Genomic DNA, 21,535 nt, shown 5'->3' on the forward strand with positions numbered 1-21,535 from the left:
GAGGTGTGATAAATGAAATGGATTCAAAAAAAATAGAACTAATATTTAAAAAGTTTCAACAATCAAATCCTGCGCCAAAAATAGAGCTAAATTATACCAATCATTTTACACTACTAGTTGCGATAGTTTTATCAGCACGGACAACCGATGTAAGCGTTAATAAAATTACAAGAGAACTATTTAATATCGCTGATACGCCAGAAAAGATGCTGAGTTTTGGGCAAAATGAGCTGAGAAAATGCATAAGCAGTATTGGTTTATATAATTCCAAAGCAAAAAACATAATCGGGCTCAGCAAAATATTGATTGAGCGGTACAATAGCGAAGTGCCTACTGATTTCGATGATTTGGTATCTTTACCAGGGGTTGGGAGAAAGAGCGCTAATGTGTTCTTAAATTCAGGACTTGGTATTCCAACATTGGCAGTTGATACTCATGTTTTTAGAGTAAGCAATAGACTTGGACTTGTGAGAGAAAAAGATGTGTTTAAAACAGAGCAATCTCTTTTAAATGTAGTTCCAAAAGAATACCTGCTTTATGCTCATCACTGGCTAGTTTTGCATGGTAGATATGTTTGCAAAGCGCAAAAGCCTTCGTGTGAAACGTGTATAATTCATGATTTGTGTGAGTTTGAATGCAAAAGGTATAAAGTCTAGCACACTATGACCCCTTTCTTGTCACTCCGATATTCCTTCCTTTTATCATCCGAGTAGCTGACACTGGGATGGCTTTGTTGCATCACACTTTATGAGATGGTGATTTATGGTAAATTCATGTAACTATCTCAAATTTAGCCATACCAATATCAGTGAATTTATTAAGCAAATAGCATTTGATTAGCAGTTCTTTTTCTCGATTTATCTCAGATTTATTCCTAAAACTAAATCCGAATATTTGCTTTAATCTTGAGAAAAACCCTTCAATATAAGATCTTTTCCCATAATTTACTTCTTTTTTCCATTCTTTCATGCCATCTTCACCGTATAATTTTATTAACCTAATAGCAGCATTCCTGTCAGACATATAATCTATTTCTGGATGTTCTGCCGCATTGTTTATTGGTGGAATTTTTGTCTTTATATCATATTCGTTACACAACTTATAAAACTTGTGCCTATCACATGCTCTATCTGCATATAGTGCTTTTATGGCATGCTGAAAATCAACTTCTTTTAGCAAATCACAAGCTCCATAGTGATCAGAGTAGACACCGTTACTGTATTTTACAGCTATGGCTTTTTTGTTGTTTATATTCAACATTACGTGCAATTTTCTCGTTTGCTCATAGCCACGATATTTTCTGTCAGTGCTATTTTCCTTGCTGTGTGTTGTTGTATATACTAATTCCTGTACTGTCTATAGCAATTTCGATATCTTCCATATTATTTTTATCAATTCTGCAATCATTTATCTTAATATTAAGTTTCTTTTGATGCTTGTGAATAGCTGATAACTGCCAAATCTCTTCCTATTTGTTGCAAATACCCTTTTATAAACCCGACTGTTTGTCTTAAACCAATTCTAAAGAAACTGACGATTATATGCACCAAAATCACAACTTTATCACTATAAATATAGTTGCCGCCCTGCATTTTTGGACAATTCTCGTACCAATTTTCTATGGCGTCATTGGTATAACAAAAAATGCTTCCTCTTTCTTGGAGAAATTTGTTATATTCATGGCAGTTACTGACTCTCATTTTTTGTGGCATATTTTTTCTTCAACAGTTAAATGGCTATTTATAATGAATTTTGTCAGTAACTGCCAGTTCTTTTCACTTGAGCGATGCAACAAAGCCCACTGGGATCCAGGTTGCTCATAAGCAAACTATAGTATTTTCAAAAGCGAATGATAAAGGTATAATATGTTTTTTTAAAGTAGGGAAAGCGATGGTATATAGTGTAGATTTAAGGGAAAAAGCAGTGTCTTTGGTAGAAAAAGGAAAGTCAAAGGTTGAAGTTGCAGAGGTTTTTGAGATAGAAACTATATAGATGGCTAAAAAAGAAAGCTACTGGCCAAGGTCTCAAAGCGGTAAAAAGTACTGGTTTTATTCGGAAAATAGACCCAAAAATACTTGTAGACTATGTTAAAAAACACCCAGATCACACACTAGCAGAAATGAAACAAAACCTTGGCTTTGGAATAAGTGCAATTTGGTATAGGTTAAAACAGCTAAAAATAACCTTAAAAAAAGTCACATTCTATCAAGAGCGCAATCAAGAAGATAGGCAGCAATTTATCGATAAAGTCTCAAAAATAGACCACTGTAGCATTTTATATATAGATGAAGCAGGAGTTGATAATAGACTATACCGAGAATATGCATGAGCTCCAAGAGGAGAAAAAATATATGCTGATGTTCCAGGAAAAAACTGGGAAAGAGTGAGTATAATAGGTGGATGGATTAAAAAGAAGTTTATTGCACCAATGACCTTCACAGGAGGGTGTAATAAAGATGTATTTAATGTATGGTTAGAGCGAACCACAATTGCAGCGTAATACAACCATAGTTATGGATAATGCTACATTCCATAAAACTCCCAAAACAAAGTCATTAATAGAGTCTTTTGGCTGTCATTTGCTTTATCTTCCAACATATTCACCTGATCTAAATCCGATAGAGCATTGTTGGCACACCATCAAAAGTCGCCTCAGACCTCTAATGCATCAATGTACAGACTTACACCTTTTAGTTGGTAATACCATTTTAGACGTTTATCATTCGTTTTAGAAAATACTATAGTTTCATTAAGATTTTTTTTTAAACTCCTCTTGTTTACTTTTATCTTGTCCGTTATGCACTGGTCTTGGTGTGATATATGAGAATTTCATTCTTTGCATATTACGGTGTACTGTAGACTTGCTAAACCAAACTTTTCCTGAATTCTTATTCTCGTTTCTTTAATGGTAATGTTGGGATTTTCTTGTATCCATGCTTCAACTTGTTCAAGTTGGCTTTGGTTCAATATAGTTTTTCTACGGCGTTGAGGTGGAGCAAATAATTTTTCTTCTCTGCCAAATTTTAGGTCATGCAGTAAGTGCCTTTCTTGAAATGCAACATATTTTTGCTACGGCTGTTATACTATGCTTTTTTGCTGCAATTACAGCATTTAGTTTTTTTGCAACATATGCATTATTTCTTACTTTCTTCAGCATTTCTTTTGCTCACTTTTTCATCCAATAATTTTGATCTTAATGCCATTTAAACCTCGCTATTTTACTTACTCCAGTATGGCTTTTTTCCATTATTGTCTATCCGTTACTTGTATAGCGGGAATTGGTATTAGGAGATTTATTTGACTTTCTTTTTGGTAGTTCTAAAGCTAATCGCCAATTTGAAAATAATATCGGAGTACAAAAAGAATTGTATGGTCGGTACAATAAATTCATGGATAGTCTTGGGGGCTTAGGAAAAGATGGTCCAGGAGGATTTATCAATGAAATAGCGTCGCAATACTGTGAAGGTCCTTATCAGCAGTTTGTTAGCAATCAAATGAACACCGCGCTTGGCAATCAATTACGTGCCAGTGGACTTAATCAATCAAGCTATGGTCTATCTAAAGTTGCAAGTTTAAACTCTGAACTTGCGTCGCGTGGCTTGAATGACTTTATCGGTTCATCTTTAGGAGGGCTGCAAAGTCTTATCGGAGCACATGGACTTGGTGCACAAATTGGTCAAAATCTAGGTGGTGGTTACACTTCTTACGGAAAATCTTTAAATGATCGTTGGATAGCTATGAATCAAATGTTAGATAATTTTGGTCAGGTTGCGGGTAAGGCTGCAATATAGCCAACTACAGCATTTTATTTTTTCAATAAAGAAAAGAATGTACTTATCTCTTGTAAATAGTATCTCTATGTCCTATCTCTGTGATAACCACTGTACGTTCTGATTGATCTACCCTGTAGACCACGCGATAGTCACCTACTCTTAACCTTCTGCGCCCTTTTAAGCTATGATGTAGTGGTTCACCAAGATTTATTGGATCGACTGTAAGTCGTTCTTTTATAGCCTTTTGAACTCTTAGCCTTATTGTCTTTGGAAGATTTGGTAAATCCCTTTCAGTAACGCTCTTTAGAGACTTAATTTTATAACGTTCTAGTCCCACTTAATATCTTCAAAATCAACTGTTTCTGCGCCTTCAACATCACGCTCATCAGAAATTTTAGACACTAAAAAATCCTCGATTTCAAGCTCAATTGCTTCTTTGAGTAGTTTCTCTGCTAATTCTTGAGCAGGCTGCTTAGTGAGCTCAGCTAGCTCGGCAAGGTGCAGTAAAGTTTCTTTACTGAGAACTATATTAGCGTTTAAGTCTGCCATAAGTTTTACCAAAATCTACTACTGTAACAATTTTACAACATTTTTTTTAATTTTTCAATAAATTAGTGCATGTTGGAATTAGTTTAAAGGATGAAAAATGCTATCTCAGGAGGATATTATTTTATGCCGCAAAGATTTTGGCTTCTTTGCGTTTCAGGGCATGCTGCGAGTATTTAATATCAGATTAAATTTAAAGAGAGAGGATGGTAGCAAAAACTATCTGTGGCTGCTCTTTAGCAGTGTTAATCGCTTGGTGTTTGAAAAAGCACACAGTCAATGGTGGAACATACCACCATGCTGTGCCAAGACAACACTGGGTTTTATATTTCATGTGGCGTTTGCCCTCGGTAATAATCCAAGGGCAAAGTTTATGTATATTACGCACCAAAGAGATTTGATGCGTGAAAAAATCAATGAACTGCACATTGTCCTTGAGTCTCCATTTTACCGTCAAGTCTTTCCAAACGTAAAAGTAGTTGGTCGCAAAAGTACGCGAGTAATTAGAACTAAAGAAGGAGGTTTTGTTAATGGCTTTTCAATATCAGGGCATGTAACAGGTACAGGAGCTGGGGATAGTTCTCTTGATTTTGATGAAGGTCGAAAGTACGGTGGTTGCATTATCCTTGATGATTTACATGATGCAAGCTGCGCTTATAGTCGGGTATCGCTGATCAGTGCCTGTCAAAAGTTTGAACAATGCATAACTTCAAGGCGTAATACTGCTGATACGCCATTTTTAGTGATTGGTCAAAGGATCAGTTTTTATGACATATTTGGTTATTTAGAGAAAAAATCAGAACGGCAATTTGAGAAAGTCATAATACCTGCAGTACTTGAAGATGGCACGAGTATTGATGAAAACAGACTGCCAATGCAGGAACTTAGGATCAAGGAAAAAGCAGATACCGTCACGGAATAATTAACCGTCATACCGCGATTCATTCGCGGTATCTCTTAGTATAGATCCCGCTAACACGTAGCGGGATGACGATTGTCGATGAACCTAAGTTACTTTAGCTATAAACATTAAGAAATTTACTAAACGAAGAAAAAAGGCAAAAGAAACCCCGTTGGTGGTTGGCTATTTACTATGTACTAAAATATCGGCGTTTTTTTATTCTAAAATGCTTGATTAAGAGCGATTTAGCTGCTTTTAACTTGCAACTAACCTAAATTATAAACGTTAAGAAATTTACTGAGCGGAAAAAAAGGCAAAGAAACCCCGTAGTAGCTAGCATTCAAATTCTCCCTTGTCAATTTGACGTTTTTTGCTGTCTTAAACGCTTTGTAAGCGCGTTTCGGCTTTTATAGGTAAAAACCCAGAAATTTTTAAAGACATGCGATGCACGTAGTGCGAAAAATTAAACATGAGACGCCAAATACCCTAAGTTTTTTGTCATTAACCTGCACAGATTGCGAAGATAAATAAATAGCTTCAGTTTCATGATAAGGGGGCTGGCGGAGTTTGTAAAGTAATTTTTCGTAGCTCTCATGACTTAAAAAGCTGGATTCCAGCTTCACGCGCTGAAATGACAGATTACTGTTACCTTATCTAGATACAGAAAAAAAATCTTAATACTTAACACATTTTTCATAGTACACACCGTATGATTGATAAATAAAATAATGAATAGATTTACATAATATTTGGAGGCTACCAATGGTCAACGACAAGATTACTTTGAACTTTGAGATAGAAAAAGGCGAACCTATAGATCGATACTACTTTTCTGCACGTATGAGGCTTACAGATGAAAGCAAAAATCTTTTGCGTGAGAAGCTTGGCAGTACAATTCAATTCGATAACCTAGATGATCACTTCAATCTTAACCATGAGAATTTTTATATCTACTACAATAAATATAGTGAGCACAATGGTAGAAGTGAGCTATACGTTAGGGATGATAACGGTAGATATTTAACTTCCAATCTTCCACTTAATCACTATGGATTCTCAATGGAACTATCATCTGATGGGGCGTCAATAGCAGATTATGGCTTTTATCCTCTTTATGCAATCTATAACCCAAATCACTATGATAAGGCAAAGGAAAAAGTATTTGATGATCACGGTGAATTGTCACCAATTGCATCAAATATGTTAGATAATTTTTTAAGCAACACAAATAGCTTAACCACACAAGAGATGTTTTTACAGTTGCAAAATGGAGCTACTGAAAAAGAGGAGAAATTGATAAGAGAGAAAAGACAAGCAGAAGAAGAATTAGATCAAAAGAATGAGAAATTAAAGGAGTTCATAGAAAAAGGTGAAATTACCTTGTTTAAAGTGGTAAAAGGTAATGACGTAGGTAACGGGCGTTCAGAAGTAGTTTTACAGTTTACTGCAGAAGGTAAGGGGACAAATGAAATTACCCTTGATTCCGAAAAATTCTATATAGCAGATTATGAAGATAGTGAATTCTTGCATTGTGTTAGCTCTGATTATGACATGCTACTTGATTATGAAAATTTATTTTTCGCGCTCAATCAAAGCTTCTACTCAGACTTTGAAAGTGGGTTTTATTCAGCAGACAGCACTGATCCCTATAATTACGCTAAATATTCAAAGGAACCATATTTGAGTGGTGATCAGCTATCTGAAAAATTATCTCATGAGTTGGAGAAAGATAGTAACCAGATAGATGCAGAAGTTATGTTTAGTGATCAACCTATGAACGAAGAAGTTACAGTGAAAAGTGAAGTCAAATCTAGAAAGAAAAGGGCAGTTGAAGAAGATAATGCAGAAGATACTATAGGAAACATAAATGAAACAAATGAGGTAACCGGTGCGACGCGTTTGCACTCTGCTTCTTTATCAGGGGATTTGAATGAAGTTATCGAACTTGTAGAACATAGCGCAAATATTGACGCGAAAGATAAAGCCGGACAAACACCGCTACATCATGCTATTAAATCAGGAAATACAGAAATAGCAAAATATCTTATCGATCAAGGTGCAAATCTCAATTCTCAAGATATTTATTACGAAGGAACTGATTACTCTTGTTTTAAGACACCTTTGCACTATGCCATAAAATCGGGAAACATGGAAATAGTTGAATACTTAGTGGAACATGGTGCAAATCCTAATATTCCAGATGCTCACAATCTCAGGCCGCTCGACTATGCTATAAAGAACACAGCTTTAGTAAAATATCTTGTGGACAATGGTGCAGATATTAATGTACGTAATCCGATATTCCATTTTGTTAAGCTAGGTGAACTGGATATGGTGGAATATTTAGCTCAACATGGTGCAGATCTTAATGTCAAAAACACCTCTGCTCAAACACTACTACATTATGCTATTGAACTCAAACATACAGAGATAGCTAAATACTTAATAGATCACAATGTAGATATTAATACTCGAGATATTAGTTCTGGTAAATCTCCATTACATTTTGCCATGAGCATGAAAAATATAGAGGTAGCAAATTACCTAATAGAGCATGGTGCAGATGTTAATGTTAAAGATAGTTACGGTTTAGCACCTTTACACTTTGCTGTTAATTTAGGAAATCAAGAGATATTAGAATATTTAATAAAGAATAATGCAAATATTGAGGTTCGAGATAGTGAAGGCTGGACACCACTTATTCATGCAGTAAGGCATGGACAATTGGACAAAGTAAAGTACCTGATAAAGAATGGAGCTGATGTTGATATTCGTGGTAATGAAGGATGGACGCTATTTGAGCATGCTGAACAATGGATAGATGATAGAAGAATATTAAAGGATGTAATCAATAATGATAGAAAATATGCAGATGCTGCAAGTTGGGAAAAGACTGGAAAAGATATGCTTGATTACCTTAAGGGAGTTACAAAAAATACTATACAGGAAGAAGAATCTAACTATATAGATCAAATGCAAGCAGATGATAGCAGCAGTTATGTTGAAGATCAACCAGCTTTGCAAAGCAATCGTGACGGTTATGCTGACATGGAAAAAGCTCTGCAGGAGAAATTGCATGGAGATGAAATACGCAAGCAAAGTAATGAGAAAGCTCAAAAAGATATGGAAACAAGAAAAGTCACTGTGGAAACTGACAGTAGCAATAATAAAATTGAAAAACAAGCAAAACCAATAGAAGACGAACAAGAAACTGTTATGGCAAGTGTGATAGAAAATATGGATAAAAATTCTGATAGTGAAGCAGAAGATTCTAACAGTATTGCAAATGCACAACATCCCTTTAAAATAAGAACAGGAAGTCCTCTTGAAGTGGGAAAGTATGAGGTGGAGCTGCAAGTGACATATGATGATATAAAGAATTTTTATGATACCGTACGTGGTAAATATCATGCTGGTGATGGATATAACTACGAGCAAGTAATGGTTTTATATAATGAAATTGTTAGGCCAGCATCGCAGCATTATGATAAACCATTTACCCTGCCTAAGGCATACATAACAGATGGTCATCTATTTGTTCAAAATAAAGATTTTGGAACTTTGGATGATTTTAATGAGATGTTCTATAAAAGTGATGAGTTAATGTGATGTAAAAAGCAAGATTCAATTTGGTGAACGAGAGTTAACTGACAGAGGAGATTGATACGTATGCCTTTATCTTTAAGATTGTTTATCAAGTATAGACATCAGCTCGTCCCATTCTCTTTTACCAATATTACTTTCTTCTCTAGTAACGTTTTCCCCTTTAATTAATTTGCGAATTATTTCTAGACCAGTTCTTGAAATACAAGCTGATTCTAGGCAATATTCAACAAAGGCATTGTAGGCCAATGGGACCCATTTTTTCATTATATCCAGCATAACTTCTGCATAAACTCTGATTTCATATTGGGCATGCTTATCAGCTCTAAGCTTCAAAAAATGAAGGAGGTTATGCAGATCTATTTTCCAATAAAATTGCGTGTAGTAATTAAGCGTTAGATTAGTTCGGGCAATTTCTCTTGCAAGCCCCTGCTCAATAAATTTTTCATAATGAGAATATACTAAATTAGAGTCGTTTGTTAGAGAATCTATTATTTCCTTTGAGGTATCCGGATCAAAAGCTTCACCGCTACCTTGTTTATTATTATCAGATTGTTTTGCAATCTGTTCTGGTTTTGGTATATAAAATTCATTGTCAAGTATTGAATATCTTGCCGAATATTCATTCACATTTGCAGTTCTATGCCTTATCCATTGCCTTGCAACAAAAATTGGAAGTTTCACGTGAAACTTAATTTCACACATTTCAAATGGAGTTGTATGATGATGTCTCATTAAATACTTTATAAGTGCTTCATCCTGACTTATCTGTTTTGTTCCCTTGCCATAAGAAACACGAGCAGCTTGAACTATAGCGCTATCAGAGCCCATATAATCCACTACTCGAATAAATCCATGGTCTAATACCTTATGTTCTTCATATAAGATTTCATCTATTTCTTTTACTGTAGTTCGTTTAGTTGCTTCATTCATAAAATATCCTCAAGATGAAATGGAAATATCAGCTCCACATGAATTGAGTTTTTCGTGCATTGCTTCATATCCTCTCCATAAATGATGCGAATTATTTATTGTAGTTTCTCCACCAGCTACCAAAGAAGCAAGTACCAAAGCTGCTGTTGACCTTAAGTCAGTGGCACACAGATTAGCTCCAGATAAGCTTTTTATTCCACTTATAGTAGCTTTGCTTTTCTCGATGCTGATATTAGCGCCTAACTTTCTCAATTCATCTGCATGTGCAAATCTGTTTTCAAAAATGTTCTCTTCAATTACTGATATCCCATCAGCGATGCACATTGCAGACATCAGTTGTGGTTGCATATCACTGGGAAAGTTGGGGTATGGGTCTGTTGCAATGTTAGCAGACCTAATAGAGCAATTTTTTCTGGAAATCATAACCCCCTCATTATATAGTTCAACATTAGCCCCTATAGCCTTCAATTCATTCACAATACATCTTATATCAGATAGACTTATTCCTTCTAACTCCAACTTACCACCGGTTATTATAGCAGCTAGTGCATAGGTGCCTGCTTCTATGCGATCTGGTATTATTTTATGAACACATCCATTTAATTCTTCAACTCCTGTTATTGTGATCCTTGTATCACTAATCTCAATATTAGCACCCATTTTCTTTAGGAACTCTATTAAATCAAGAACTTCCGGCTCCGTTGCAGCATTGTTTATTATTGTCACTCCTTCTGCAAGTGTTGCTGCCATTATTACATTTTCTGTTGCACCAACGCTTATTTTCTCAAGTATAACTTCTTTTCCTTGTAGCTTTCCTTTCACTGTTGCAATTATATTACAGCCTTCAACTTCAATTTTAGCTCCCATTTCTTCTAATGCTTTGATATGCATATCAACGGGACGCTTTCCGATATTGCATCCACCAGGAAAGACTGTTGTGATTTTACCAAATCTACTGAGAATTGGACCTAGCATTAAAAGAGATGCTCGCAGCTTACTTGCAGTTTCGTGTGACATTACGTGATTGTTGATATTACTGCAATCAATTTCCAAAGTATGATTTGCTTTATAATCTTTATTGCGTGTAAAATTCACTTTCGCTCCAAGACTCTCAAGCAGCTTAGACATTAGATGCACATCAATTAAATCAGGTACATTATGCAAAATTACCGAGAAGCTACTCAATAGACTTGCTGCCATTATCGGTAAAACAGCATTTTTTGAGCCATTAATCTTGATTTTTCCGACCAGAGGTTTATGGTTACTACTTACTAATATTTTGTGCATTTAATTAAGCTAGATCTTACCAAATAAGTATAGTAAATCGACAGTAAAAGGCAAATTACAGATAATATAGCTATCACAGATCATAATGTTCGTACATTTTAGCTATTTAGCAGCAAAATTGATTACACTTGTCCAAAGATGAGCGATGCATTAGTGCCACCAAAACCAAACGAATTAGAAAGTGCATATTGAATTTTATGCTCCTGAGCTTTAAACGGTACAAAATTTAAATCACATCCTTCTGAAGGTTTATGTAAATTTAAGGTTGGCGGAATAATTCCATTATTTAACGCAAGAATACTGAATATTGCTTCAACGCTCCCTGCAGCACCAAGTAAATGTCCTATAGAAGATTTAGTTGAAGAAACAGGTATTTTATAAACGTAGTCACCAAATAACTGTTTCATTGCTATTACTTCAATTTTATCTCCAAGTGGCGTTGAAGTTCCATGTGCATTGATATATCCTACTTGATTTGGATTAATTTGCGCACTTTTTAAGGCAAGCTGCATTGCCTTAAATGCGCCTCTTCCTTCTGGATGTGGTGCTGTAATGTGGTGCGCATCTCCTGTGAGTCCGTACCCAACCAGTTCAGCATGTATTTTTGCCCCCCTTTTTTTTGCATGTTCGTATTCCTCCAGCACCAATATACCTGCTCCTTCACCCATAACAAAACCATCGCGTTCTGCATCCCATGGCCTTGAAGCTTCTTCCGGTTTATCATTGAATTTAGTTGATAATGCCTTCATAGACGCAAAACCTGCAATTCCAACTCTACACAGTGCACTTTCTGCTCCACCTGCAATCATAATATCTGCTTCACCAAGTTTTATAGTTCTTGCTGAATTTATGATTGCATGCGCACCTGTTGCACATGCGGTTACTGCTGAATCGTTTGGACCTATAAATTCGTATTTAATAGAAATATGGCCAGATATCAAATTTATTAGACTTGCAGGGACAAAAAATGGACTGACACGTCTGGGCCCTTTTTCCTGCATGGTAATAACATTTTCCTGAATTGACGGAAGACCACCTATACCAGAGCCAATAGTTACGCCAACACGTTCTCTATCTACTTTTGAATCTTCTAAAGATGAATCTTCCACAGCTTGAATCGCTGCTGCAATGCCGTAATGAATAAAACGATCCGTTCTTTTTAGATCTTTTTCAAAAATATAACCTACAGGATTAAAGTAATTCTCAATGTTATCGGATTGCACAGGCACCTGCCCTGCAACCTTGCAAGCAAGATCAGAAGAGTCAAATCTATCTGTATTGATTGCTTTTATGCCAGACTCGCCTTTTATCAGCCTTGACCAAGTGTTGTCAACATCTGCCGCTAGTGGAGTGATTAAACCAACACCAGTGACTACTACTCTTCTGCTCATTTAACACTAACTATTAGCCTTTTTTACTATTAATGTACTCAACTATTTGCTCCATAGTTTCCATTTTTTGTGCGTCTTCATCTGGAATTTCTATTCCGAACTCTTCTTCTGCTGCCATGATGATTTCAACTGCATCTAAACTGTCTGCACCATGCTCCGAAAGCTTTGAAGAGCTGTTGAATTTCTCTACATCCTTACTAATGTGCTCTAGTATAATCTTTTTCACTTTCTCTTCTATGTCTTCTCTAGTGCTCTTTGCTAGTTCGCTATTCACATTTCTTACCAAAAAAATAACCTATTCTTTGATGTTATAAAAAATTTTTATGTTTGCAATATCTTTTATAACTGGTAAACTACAGCAAAGTTTTCTACTGCCCTAGCTGGCTAGCGTTACGTGCTAAACAATTAACAATTCAAAAATGCTAGACGAAACAACAAAAAATTTGCTTATTGTAGAAGTAAATAAACTTTTACCAGAAAATAGCGAGAATAAGCTTATATCAGCTATGCGTTATATACTCCTTGCTCCTGCAAAACATATACGCTCCTTTTTAGTCGTAGCTTCATCGCGAGTGTTTAACGCGGAAGCTAAAAAAGTAATATCAGTTGCTGCAGCAATTGAATTTGTTCATGCTTACTCTCTAATTCACGATGATTTACCGTGCATGGACAACAGTGATACTCGCAGAAGCCAGCTAAGCTGCCATAAAAAATTTGATGAAGCAACAGCAGTGCTTGCCGGAGATGCACTACTTACTCTGGCTTTTGAGGTATTATCTTCGTTAAATGAGAAATGCTGTGAAATCATGAAAGTTCTTTCTCAGGCAATAGGAATTAGGGGAATGGTAGGAGGACAGATTTTAGATATTGGTGCAGATTTTAACAAAATAAAAGAAATTCATTTGATGAAAACCGCAAAACTATTTGCAGCTTCATGTGAAATAGGTGCTATAATAGGGAATGCTACAGATAAGCAACGTAAAGCGTTATATAACTACGGGATAAACCTAGGGCTTATCTTTCAAGCTAAGGATGATATTGAAGATTACGAACAAGATAAAACAAATAATCTAATGTCTGTACTTGGTAAAAGTGAAGTAGAGGACTATATAGACGCCCTCTTTAAACAAGGCTTGGATAATTTGAGTGCGCTTTCAGGGGATACTAATTATTTATATGATTTATTGAATCAAGTAAAGAAAGATGGTTAGAAAAATTATATTACAAATGCTTATTTCCATAGTAATGATTCTCACTTTAACCTCTGCTTTTATGTTTACTATTGTCTATATAAACAAAGGTAAACCGGGAAAAAAGGACAAGCTTTATGAGATAAGTGCCACGCATGGTGGTTTGATACAGACAATAGCACATTATCTAGTGAAGCCAATACTTGAATCAGCACTCGACCGCTATATTGAAAAGCATGGGCTAACAGAATATTTAGAAGAAATGACGCAGCAAAAGGAAGAAGATTCGATAAATTTTTATGAAATTACTGAAGGCAGTGGCAGCAAGGCTTTCTGTGGCATGGAAGTCCTATTGCAAATATATAAAATTTCTAATAATAACTCAGCAACACTCCCTAGCAAAGTTTCTGATGTTACTTTGAAAATAGGTCAAGATGACCTAAAAGAAGTGGGTTTAGGGGTGATAGGTATGAAAGAAGGCGGAGAGCGTGTAGTTACTATTGCCAATGATAACAAAATGAATTTTAATTCTTATTACGTCAAACTGATCGAAGTAAAGGATAAATATCCCGACTCAGTGAATAATCTGATGGTTTTTAATGACTTAATTAACAAGACTGGAAAACAAGTAAGGTGCGGTGATGAGATATCAGTTAAATATAGCGTAAAGGAGCATAATGGGGAATATATAGTCAAAGATCAAACAGTGCAATTTAGGGTTGGCGATAAAAAAATACCACTTGCTATAGAGCTTGGAGTTGTGGGAATGAGAGCTGGTAATAAAAGAACTATTCTTTCTCCGCCTGACCTTTTGACTATTACTGACGATATGTTAATAAAAGACATAGATTATGATGAAGAAAATATCTCAATAATTGACTTAAGCTTAGATATTAAGCAAGAGGTCGCAGCACACCATTCTACTGTTGAAAAACAGCCTAAAGAATATAGCTGAAATTTTAGGTTTACTGGCTGACCTTCTGAACACTCTCTATACTACTTAAAGTAGGCTTTTTGTTTTTCCTAAAGTATAAACTTAGATAAATCAAGCTGCTTCGAAATTGACTCAAGTTTATCTTTTACATACTTGCTGTCTATAATGAATTTTTCGCTATTTTTCTCAGAAGCAATGAAACTTATTTCATCTAAAAGCTTCTCCATGATAGTGTGAAGCCTTCTTGCGCCTATATTTTCCACTTGCCTATTAACTGTAAACGCTATTTCAGCTATGGTTTTTATACCATCATCAGTGAACTCAAGCATCACATTTTCTGTTTTCATTAAAGCTATGTACTGCTTTAACAAACTAGATTCTGGTTCCTTTAATATTCTTATTAAATCCTCTTGAGTAAGTGCCTTAAGTTCTACCCTGATCGGTAATCTGCCCTGTAATTCCGGTAAGAGGTCAGATGGTTTAGACTGATGAAAAGCACCAGATGCAATAAATAATATATAGTCTGTTTTTACATGGCCATACTTAGTTGTAACAGTTGTTCCTTCAAGTAGTGGTAACAGATCGCGTTGCACTCCTTCTCTGTTTACTTCACCTTTTACTTCTGTACGCGCTGCAATTTTGTCTATTTCATCCAAAAATACTATACCGTCATTACTAACAAGATCAATGGCTTCTTTGATTATCTTATCTTCATCGATTAGCCTTTCACTTTCTTCATTAATTAATATTTCACGCGCTTCTTTTACCTTCACCGTAATAGTTTTTGTTTTTTTGCTCCCGTTAAACATCTTGCCCACTATTTCTGTTACATTCATCACACCAACTTGCCCACCTGGCATGCCTGGTATATCGAAAGTAGGTAACATACTCTTGCTCTCTCTGACGTTAATAGAAACTTCTCCGTCCTCAAACTCTTTATTCCTCAACCTTTCTCTAAAAATTTTTTTACTCTCTTCGGTTGCATTTTCGCCTACCATAGAGTTTACTATTGTTTTCTCAGCTAAAATTAAAGCCTTGTTAGCTAAGGCTTTACGGGCTTTCTCTTTAACTAAAACTATTGCTGCATCAACTAAATCGCGTATTATCGAATCAACGTCACGTCCAACGTATCCTATTTCAGTAAACTTCGTTGCCTCAATTTTTATGAACGGTGCACCGGCAAGTTTTGCTAAGCGGCGAGCTATTTCAGTTTTACCAACCCCTGTATGACCGATCATCAATATATTCTTAGGTATGATTTCATCACGCAATGGAAATGGAACCTGATTGCGACGCCAACGATTTCTGAGCGCAATAGCAACAGCACGCTTTGCATCATCCTGTCCGATTATGAATCTATCTAATTCTTTAACTATCTTCTGTGGTGGCAGGTCATCTAACAAAACTTGAGTACTGTCATTAACTTGAATATCGCTGTCATTTGAATCAAAACCACTCTTAGTATCTTTATAGAGGTCATTTTTTTCATCATAGTTGTCACTACTACAAGGCCGCCCTTCTGAAAGGGTTATAGGCTGATTGGAAAAATTAGTGCACAAAGTTTTTTGCTTGGAAGACATATCACTCCTCTATCTTTTCAATAACTACATTATGATTTGTATAAACACATATATCGCCAGCTATCTTCATAGCCTTTTTTGCAATCTCTTCTATTGATATTCCTTTAATGTCAATTAAAGCTCTTGCTGCAGATAGAGCAAAATTTCCCCCAGAGCCAATAGCTGCGATTCCATCTTCAGGTTCAAGAACATCACCTGTTCCCGTAATTACTAATGAAATAGATTTATCTGCAACAATCATCATAGCCTCTAATTTTCTTAGATATTTATCCATTCTCCAGTCTTTTGCAAGTTCAACACATGCTCTCATTAATTGCCCTGGGTGCTTGTCAAGTTTAGATTCTAGTCTTTCAAAGAGAGTAAATGCATCGGCTGTTGCTCCAGCAAAACCGGCAATTACAGAATCACCAGAAAGACGCCTAACTTTTTTTGCTCCGGATTTTATAACAGTGTGGCCCAGTGAAACCTGTCCATCACCTATTACTACTACGCTTTTATCTTTTCTAATTGACAGTATAGTAGTTCCATACATTTTATTGTTATCGTGTTGAATCATTTTTCTATTACTTTAAATAAGAATCTCATTATACTTTAATCTTTAGTCAAATTTGCTAAATATGTTTAATTATAGCTTATAATATAATACCTTCCTTATAACATTTAAAGTGTAGATGCAAAACATAATTCACCCAGATTTGGAAAAAAGTATAAATAATTGGTTTGAGGCAAAATTTAACGGCCTTACATTGCCATTTTATAGCTCTATAGATCTTAGAAACTCCAGCTACAAAATTGCCCCAGTGGACGCTAATTTATTTCCTGCAGGGTTCAACAATCTAAGTGAGACATCAAGAGCAACAGCAGCAAAACTAATAAAAAGTTATTTTGAAACAAAACAATATAAAAAGACTCTTATAATACCGGAGAATTACACACGAAATAAAATGTATATAGAAAACGTATTTGTTATAGAGAAAGTACTGCAGCTCGCAGGTTTTGAAACTAGAATTGGCCTCTTTCACAACGAAGCATATAATTTAATAGAACCATATGAAACTATCGTGAAAGAAAACTCTCTGCTAAAGACAACTTCAGGATTTGTGCCTGATGTTATTATACTGAATCGTGATATGACGAGCCACATTCCAGACACGCTAAAAGACGTAAAGCAAGATATAGTACCAAGCCCACTATACGGTTGGCATAGCAGACAGAAATTTAAGTATTTTGAAATCTATCAAGAATTAGCGTCCGAATTTTGTAGCGAATTTAAAATGGACCCATGGCTTATTTCTGTGCTTACAGAAAGCTGTAATGGAGTTGACTTTAATGATGATTCATCACTAGGAGCAGTAGCGACTAAAGTTGACCAAATATTATCTCTAGTGCAAAAAAAATATGAGGAATATGAAATAAAAACACAACCTTACGTTTTTATCAAAGCAAGCAATGGCACATATGGGATGGGCATTATAACAGCAACAAGTGGAGAGGAAATATTAAATCTCAATAAAAAAAAGCGTCATAAAATGAAAAAGATAAAAGAAGGAATAGCAATCAATAGCGTTATTATACAAGAAGGTGTACCAACCATTGACATATTTAAAAGCAGTTCTGCAGAACCGCTGATATACTATATAGGAGATACTCCAACATGTTACTTATACCGATCTAATAGCAGGAAAGATGTATATTCTAGCTTGAATGCCACTGACTGTGAGTTTCATGATGTTAGCCAGGTTGTGGAAGGTAAAATTCTGTCACTTTGGAGTATTGTTGGCAAATTAGCAGTACTAGCGTTGGCAGTAGAAATAAAATCTTTTCACCTCTAACCCTTACATTCCCACAGCGTTGCCATCGGGCAGATCATTATCATCATTACCGGGCTGAATATGGTTATGGCCAGCATTATCAAGTTCAGTGGAAGGATCATCATTGACAGGTTGTTGAAACAATTTGTCAAGCTGAACTGCCAGAAATACTGCACTATATATTATGCTAACTGTTACGCTTAAGTTGAAATTATAGATTATACCATTACCTAAGTTTATTGGTATGGTTGCAGTCTCCATTCTTTTTAATATGAAGTTTAACAAACCTAATGACAAAGTTAATGTGCTGATAATAAGGTCCTTCTTACACTTAGCAGACTTTTCAGGATCCTTATTATCTAAGTATTTTCTCCATGAATAATAGTAGCTTATAGGTTCCGAAATAAACAGAAATAGGATCGTTGATGTTAAGTGAATGTGACTTATTACGTCTGCATTACCCCTAGTAAAAAAATGGATGACTTTCAACATCATCAATGCTTCTATGATGCTGCTTGCAAGATTAGCCGATTTACCCACAACTTTTGCCAGCTCTTTTTTACTCTCAGGGTTTCTGTAATCCTTAATTAGATCCTGTAGAGTAAATGCAGAATGGGCAATATATAGAATAGATGTCGGAAACTTTACTAGTCGAGCAACATTCCGTATAAGAAAGATATTGGATCTATTATTGTCAATGAACTCGCAGCAAAATTGCAGTGAAATCTTACACAATAGGGCTGTTAAACCTGTTGTGATGCAGATTACCTTCCTGAAATCATGATCATAAATATCATGCACCTTTTGTGCGAGTATGTTAGATTTCTTTTTTAGCTTGTTTGGCATGAAATAGTTAACAAAATAATAACTCCCTTTTATTCTATCACATAAAAGCCTTGAAGAAAAGCTCTATAAATCAGGACTTTAAGGGTGATTTATGCATAAATCGGCTAAGCATTTTATAAACAAGGAATCAATACTGAGAGTTGGTACGCGAAAATAATATCCATCCTTGATAATTGCTTTATATTCTATATCAAGTTCAACTAGAGTTTCTGAATGCTCAGAAACAAAAGATATAGGTGATAAAACTACAGGTACACCATCAGCTTTTGTACGTGATAGCTCACTTTCAGTGCTTGGCTCTAGCCATTTTACAGGACCAATCTTACTCTGATAACATATTGACCAATCTAAGTTATTGATAGCTAACTTTTCTACTATTAACTCTACGCTTCTTTCTACCTGTGAAGCGTAAGGGTCGCCTTTTTTAATAACGCTAAGGGGCAAGCTATGAGCTGAAAATAGGACTCTTGGCTTACCAATCCTGCTGGCTAATTTGTAGTACTTGGCTATCAAGTTAGTATGAGCCTCAATAAAGTTTTCATTGTCATAATAATGATGAATTATTTTTGTATTGCATTTTAGGCCATGCTTTTTAGCATTTTTTTGCCAATTTTCGATGGATGACAAAGTTGTGGTAGTTGAATATTGAGGGTATAGTGGCAGCAAAATTACTTCATCAGGATCAAACTGTTTTACACTTTTAACAACTTCGTCAGCAAATGGATGCCAATAGCGCATGCAAATGAATACCTTGTGTACATGGTTTCTATCTTCATTTAATTTTAGTTCTAAAGCATTAGCTTGCATTTTTGTATTCTCCAGAATTGGCGATTTACCTCCGATTTCCTCGTATATTTTTCGTGCAGTATTTTCTCGTTTCGCAGATATAAACTTTGCTAAAAGAAACCGAAAGGGATTCGGTAGATTGATTATTCTCCTGTCATAAAAAAGGTTGAATAAAAAAGGACGGACCGCATTTAGTGAATCAGGCCCGCCAAGATTAAATAAGATAACTGCCTTTTTCACCTACGCACTACTACAACAAGTTACTTCTGGGGTGCCTATAAAATTAGCTACACACTCATCAAATTTAGTTATAGGCACTAAATTTCTTACACTGGCATACAATAAGTGGCCTGATCTCTTCAGGTTACTCTTGGTGGATGTGAAGTTCCAATCGAAAAATGTATCGACAAAAAGACTTGGTACCGTTTCAAGAAGTTCAACAGCAGCTAAAGATAGCATTATACAACTTTGCATGACATTCAGAAGAACCTTGAGGGGAAAAAGTAAACTTTAACGAAAAGAGAGGTGCTACTTGTTTCATCCAGTAGTCGCCCTGAGTTAGGCGAATTATACTCGGTGTGTTTTCTATTTTGATCAAAGATAGGAAATTTTATAGTATCTTTCTTAAATTCCTCGTCTATTTCTTTTCTAATATGGTTAGTGATTTTTTTCATTAACTTCTCACGCAGATGAAAAGTTCTGACAATAAAACATGTGGCAATCATTAAGGCAGCACATAAAAGTGCGCATTGCATGAGGCTCATACTGCCTACCATAGCTGGCAGCGCAAAACAAACAAATGGCACTATGATAGCCATTTCAAGCAATGGAATAGTATTCCTTTTCATTGCAAAGGCAGCACCTTTTTTTAATTCTGTATTATGATGTAAGCTATATTCCAAAAAGCTTAAAAATGCCAAATTAAAAGTCAAAAATCCTTTTGTTCCACAAAAAATTGATGACTTAAGATTATTTGCTAGTTTTTTACGACAGTAACCCATACAATACCTCCTTGATGGTTTATTCTTAACTATAAATAAAAAACTGCTTTTATCAAATCAAAATTTACAATAAAATAAATCTATAAATATACTATTTTATATAAGGAAATAATATGGCAATTGAGAGAACACTTTCGATATTAAAACCTGATGCAGTAAAAAATAATATTACAGGCAAGATAAATTCATACATTGAAAGCTCTGGGCTCAAAATTATAGCACAAAAAATGATGTTACTGACAAAAAAACAAGCAGAGCTGTTTTATGAAATTCATAAAGATAGGTCTTTTTTTGGGGAATTGGTAGAGTTTATGACTTCTGGTCCTGTGATAGTTCAAGTTTTAGTTGGTGAAAATGCAGTAAGTAAATACAGACAAATCATGGGAGCTACCGATCCAAAGCAGGCAGATAAAGGTACAATCAGGGGTGATTTTGCTGATGACATTAGTGAAAATAGAGTTCACGGCTCGGATAGTCTAGAAAATGCTCGTAAGGAGATAGCTTTCTTTTTTGCTGAACGTGAGTTGGTGTAGTCAAATCAGATTTTCCTATATATAACTAAATTTTCTGGATCCTATGTCAAGCATACATCTGTACGAACGTTGTAATTAACAGGTGGCAAATCCAAGTAGCTGACAACATAGAAACGAAAAAATTCCTTGACAAACTCCGCCAGCCCTCTTATCATGGTACTGAAGGTATTCAGTTATCTTCATCTGTGCAGATTAAACAGCAAAAAAAACAACGTACTTGGCGTCTTATTTTTAATTTTTCGCACTATGTGCACCTTATGTCTTCACAACATTTCTAGCTATATAAGCCGAAACGCGCTTACAAAGCGTTTAAGACAGTAGAGAACGCCAATTTGCAGGATTAGAAAGTGACAACTAGCTAACACGGGATTTCTTTTGCCTTTTTTTCTGCTTAGTAAATTTCTTAAATATTTAAACTAA

20 protein-coding genes and 4 pseudogenes are annotated in these 21,535 nt (G+C 35.4%); 11 read left to right on the forward strand and 13 right to left on the reverse strand.

Annotated elements, in window-relative coordinates; all coding sequences use genetic code 11:
• Positions 1 to 17: 17 nt before the first annotated feature.
• Positions 18 to 656, forward strand: coding sequence for an endonuclease III (gene nth / locus OOK84_RS05865; RefSeq protein ID WP_264732591.1), 639 nt, complete (start codon positions 18 to 20; stop codon positions 654 to 656).
• A gap of 115 nt (positions 657 to 771) precedes the next feature.
• Here the strand turns inward: nth and OOK84_RS06875 are convergent.
• Positions 772 to 1,712, reverse strand: a pseudogene (locus tag OOK84_RS06875) (IS5 family transposase).
• Positions 1,713 to 1,752: 40 nt separating this feature from the next.
• Here OOK84_RS06875 and OOK84_RS05880 point away from each other — a divergent pair.
• The 3 genes and pseudogenes from OOK84_RS05880 to OOK84_RS06775 all read left to right on the forward strand — a co-directional run bounded on the left by OOK84_RS05880 (position 1,753) and on the right by OOK84_RS06775 (position 2,732).
• Positions 1,753 to 1,992 carry a hypothetical protein gene (locus tag OOK84_RS05880; RefSeq protein ID WP_264731564.1) on the forward strand — a complete coding sequence of 80 codons (240 nt, stop codon included), beginning with the start codon at positions 1,753 to 1,755 and terminating at the stop codon, positions 1,990 to 1,992.
• Between the two features lie 52 nt (positions 1,993 to 2,044).
• Positions 2,045 to 2,329: pseudogene (locus OOK84_RS05885) on the forward strand (IS630 transposase-related protein); the annotation flags it as partial.
• Positions 2,330 to 2,513: 184 nt separating this feature from the next.
• Positions 2,514 to 2,732: a transposase gene (locus tag OOK84_RS06775; protein WP_264736254.1), complete on the forward strand. Its 219-nt coding sequence runs from the start codon at positions 2,514 to 2,516 to the stop codon at positions 2,730 to 2,732.
• A 26-nt stretch (positions 2,733 to 2,758) separates the two neighbouring features.
• Here OOK84_RS06775 and OOK84_RS05890 read toward each other — a convergent pair.
• Positions 2,759 to 3,203: pseudogene (locus OOK84_RS05890) on the reverse strand (winged helix-turn-helix domain-containing protein); the annotation flags it as partial.
• A 75-nt stretch (positions 3,204 to 3,278) separates the two neighbouring features.
• Between OOK84_RS05890 and OOK84_RS05895 the strand changes: the two are divergent.
• On the forward strand, positions 3,279 to 3,791 hold the full coding sequence (locus tag OOK84_RS05895; RefSeq protein ID WP_264731566.1) for a hypothetical protein: 513 nt from the start codon (positions 3,279 to 3,281) through the stop codon (positions 3,789 to 3,791).
• Positions 3,792 to 3,834: 43 nt separating this feature from the next.
• Here the strand turns inward: OOK84_RS05895 and OOK84_RS05900 are convergent, their stop codons facing one another.
• Both OOK84_RS05900 and OOK84_RS05905 read right to left on the reverse strand, forming a co-directional pair.
• On the reverse strand, positions 3,835 to 4,110 hold the full coding sequence (locus OOK84_RS05900) for a type II toxin-antitoxin system RelE family toxin (protein ID WP_253309215.1): 276 nt from the start codon (positions 4,108 to 4,110) through the stop codon (positions 3,835 to 3,837).
• Positions 4,101 to 4,322 carry a hypothetical protein gene (locus OOK84_RS05905; RefSeq protein ID WP_253309216.1) on the reverse strand — a complete coding sequence of 74 codons (222 nt, stop codon included), beginning with the start codon at positions 4,320 to 4,322 and terminating at the stop codon, positions 4,101 to 4,103. Before OOK84_RS05905 ends, OOK84_RS05900 begins: the two co-directional genes overlap by 10 nt.
• A gap of 97 nt (positions 4,323 to 4,419) precedes the next feature.
• On the opposite strand from OOK84_RS05905, the gene OOK84_RS05910 reads away from it, so the two are divergent.
• Together OOK84_RS05910 and OOK84_RS05915 are read left to right on the forward strand one after the other, a co-directional pair.
• Positions 4,420 to 5,241 carry a hypothetical protein gene (locus tag OOK84_RS05910; RefSeq protein ID WP_264731568.1) on the forward strand — a complete coding sequence of 274 codons (822 nt, stop codon included), beginning with the start codon at positions 4,420 to 4,422 and terminating at the stop codon, positions 5,239 to 5,241.
• Between the two features lie 741 nt (positions 5,242 to 5,982).
• The gene (locus OOK84_RS05915) at positions 5,983 to 8,829 is read left to right on the forward strand and encodes an ankyrin repeat domain-containing protein (protein WP_264731570.1); all 2,847 of its coding nucleotides are present in this window, start codon (positions 5,983 to 5,985) and stop codon (positions 8,827 to 8,829) included.
• A 72-nt stretch (positions 8,830 to 8,901) separates the two neighbouring features.
• Here the strand turns inward: OOK84_RS05915 and thyX are convergent, their stop codons facing one another.
• The 4 genes from thyX to acpP all read right to left on the reverse strand — a co-directional run bounded on the left by thyX (position 8,902) and on the right by acpP (position 12,708).
• A complete protein-coding gene (gene thyX / locus OOK84_RS05920; RefSeq protein ID WP_264731572.1) occupies positions 8,902 to 9,756 on the reverse strand; it encodes an FAD-dependent thymidylate synthase in 855 nt (284 codons plus the stop codon).
• A gap of 9 nt (positions 9,757 to 9,765) precedes the next feature.
• Positions 9,766 to 11,043: a UDP-N-acetylglucosamine 1-carboxyvinyltransferase gene (murA, locus tag OOK84_RS05925; protein WP_264687745.1), complete on the reverse strand. Its 1,278-nt coding sequence runs from the start codon at positions 11,041 to 11,043 to the stop codon at positions 9,766 to 9,768.
• Between the two features lie 122 nt (positions 11,044 to 11,165).
• Positions 11,166 to 12,434 carry a beta-ketoacyl-ACP synthase II gene (gene fabF, locus OOK84_RS05930; RefSeq protein WP_264731574.1) on the reverse strand — a complete coding sequence of 423 codons (1,269 nt, stop codon included), beginning with the start codon at positions 12,432 to 12,434 and terminating at the stop codon, positions 11,166 to 11,168.
• 13 nt (positions 12,435 to 12,447) lie between these two features.
• Positions 12,448 to 12,708 carry an acyl carrier protein gene (gene acpP / locus OOK84_RS05935; RefSeq protein ID WP_341811841.1) on the reverse strand — a complete coding sequence of 87 codons (261 nt, stop codon included), beginning with the start codon at positions 12,706 to 12,708 and terminating at the stop codon, positions 12,448 to 12,450.
• Positions 12,709 to 12,853: 145 nt separating this feature from the next.
• Between acpP and OOK84_RS05940 the strand changes: the two genes are divergently transcribed.
• A complete protein-coding gene (locus tag OOK84_RS05940; RefSeq protein WP_253309222.1) occupies positions 12,854 to 13,645 on the forward strand; it encodes a polyprenyl synthetase family protein in 792 nt (263 codons plus the stop codon).
• Positions 13,638 to 14,579 carry an FKBP-type peptidyl-prolyl cis-trans isomerase gene (locus OOK84_RS05945; protein WP_264731576.1) on the forward strand — a complete coding sequence of 314 codons (942 nt, stop codon included), beginning with the start codon at positions 13,638 to 13,640 and terminating at the stop codon, positions 14,577 to 14,579. Before OOK84_RS05940 ends, OOK84_RS05945 begins: the two co-directional genes overlap by 8 nt.
• A 68-nt stretch (positions 14,580 to 14,647) precedes the next feature.
• On the opposite strand, the gene hslU is transcribed toward OOK84_RS05945, so the two are convergent.
• Together hslU and hslV are read right to left on the reverse strand one after the other, a co-directional pair.
• Positions 14,648 to 16,138, reverse strand: a complete 1,491-nt coding sequence (gene hslU / locus OOK84_RS05950; RefSeq protein ID WP_264731578.1) for an ATP-dependent protease ATPase subunit HslU — start codon at positions 16,136 to 16,138, stop codon at positions 14,648 to 14,650.
• A 1-nt stretch (position 16,139) separates the two neighbouring features.
• On the reverse strand, positions 16,140 to 16,694 hold the full coding sequence (gene hslV / locus OOK84_RS05955) for an ATP-dependent protease subunit HslV (RefSeq protein ID WP_096617344.1): 555 nt from the start codon (positions 16,692 to 16,694) through the stop codon (positions 16,140 to 16,142).
• Positions 16,695 to 16,809: 115 nt separating this feature from the next.
• Between hslV and gshA the strand changes: the two genes are divergently transcribed.
• The gene (gene gshA / locus OOK84_RS05960; RefSeq protein ID WP_264731581.1) at positions 16,810 to 17,970 is read left to right on the forward strand and encodes a glutamate--cysteine ligase; all 1,161 of its coding nucleotides are present in this window, start codon (positions 16,810 to 16,812) and stop codon (positions 17,968 to 17,970) included.
• Positions 17,971 to 17,973: 3 nt separating this feature from the next.
• On the opposite strand, the gene OOK84_RS05965 is transcribed toward gshA, so the two are convergent.
• From OOK84_RS05965 to OOK84_RS05980, 3 genes and pseudogenes are all read right to left on the reverse strand, one after another.
• Complete coding sequence (locus tag OOK84_RS05965) at positions 17,974 to 18,795, reverse strand: hypothetical protein (protein WP_264731583.1); 822 nt, start codon at positions 18,793 to 18,795, stop codon at positions 17,974 to 17,976.
• A gap of 78 nt (positions 18,796 to 18,873) precedes the next feature.
• Entirely contained in the window at positions 18,874 to 19,821 is a 948-nt protein-coding gene (gene hemH / locus OOK84_RS05970; protein WP_253309227.1) for a ferrochelatase, read from the reverse strand.
• Positions 19,822 to 20,582, reverse strand: a pseudogene (locus OOK84_RS05980) (hypothetical protein).
• A 113-nt stretch (positions 20,583 to 20,695) separates the two neighbouring features.
• Between OOK84_RS05980 and ndk the strand changes: the two are divergent.
• Complete coding sequence (gene ndk, locus OOK84_RS05985; RefSeq protein ID WP_253309229.1) at positions 20,696 to 21,115, forward strand: nucleoside-diphosphate kinase; 420 nt, start codon at positions 20,696 to 20,698, stop codon at positions 21,113 to 21,115.
• Positions 21,116 to 21,535: the final 420 nt, after the last annotated feature.

The sequence above is a fragment of the Wolbachia endosymbiont (group A) of Sphaerophoria taeniata genome (assembly GCF_947250735.1).
GTDB lineage: Bacteria > Pseudomonadota > Alphaproteobacteria > Rickettsiales > Anaplasmataceae > Wolbachia.

Bases quoted from the DNA above. Each gene is read 5' to 3' on its own strand.
- gshA (WP_264731581.1), top strand. From the start codon at position 16,810: ATGCAAAACATAATTCACCCAGATTTGGAAAAAAGTATAAATAATTGG.
- hslU (WP_264731578.1), bottom strand. From the start codon at position 16,138: ATGTCTTCCAAGCAAAAAACTTTGTGCACTAATTTTTCCAATCAGCCT.
- OOK84_RS05915 (WP_264731570.1), top strand. From the start codon at position 5,983: ATGGTCAACGACAAGATTACTTTGAACTTTGAGATAGAAAAAGGCGAA.
- OOK84_RS05945 (WP_264731576.1), top strand. From the start codon at position 13,638: ATGGTTAGAAAAATTATATTACAAATGCTTATTTCCATAGTAATGATT.
- thyX (WP_264731572.1), bottom strand. From the start codon at position 9,756: ATGAATGAAGCAACTAAACGAACTACAGTAAAAGAAATAGATGAAATC.
- OOK84_RS05905 (WP_253309216.1), bottom strand. From the start codon at position 4,322: ATGGCAGACTTAAACGCTAATATAGTTCTCAGTAAAGAAACTTTACTG.
- hslV (WP_096617344.1), bottom strand. From the start codon at position 16,694: ATGATTCAACACGATAACAATAAAATGTATGGAACTACTATACTGTCA.
- nth (WP_264732591.1), top strand. From the start codon at position 18: ATGGATTCAAAAAAAATAGAACTAATATTTAAAAAGTTTCAACAATCA.
- OOK84_RS05940 (WP_253309222.1), top strand. From the start codon at position 12,854: ATGCTAGACGAAACAACAAAAAATTTGCTTATTGTAGAAGTAAATAAA.
- OOK84_RS05910 (WP_264731568.1), top strand. From the start codon at position 4,420: ATGCTATCTCAGGAGGATATTATTTTATGCCGCAAAGATTTTGGCTTC.
- OOK84_RS06775 (WP_264736254.1), top strand. From the start codon at position 2,514: ATGGATAATGCTACATTCCATAAAACTCCCAAAACAAAGTCATTAATA.
- OOK84_RS05965 (WP_264731583.1), bottom strand. From the start codon at position 18,795: ATGCCAAACAAGCTAAAAAAGAAATCTAACATACTCGCACAAAAGGTG.
- murA (WP_264687745.1), bottom strand. From the start codon at position 11,043: ATGCACAAAATATTAGTAAGTAGTAACCATAAACCTCTGGTCGGAAAA.
- ndk (WP_253309229.1), top strand. From the start codon at position 20,696: ATGGCAATTGAGAGAACACTTTCGATATTAAAACCTGATGCAGTAAAA.
- fabF (WP_264731574.1), bottom strand. From the start codon at position 12,434: ATGAGCAGAAGAGTAGTAGTCACTGGTGTTGGTTTAATCACTCCACTA.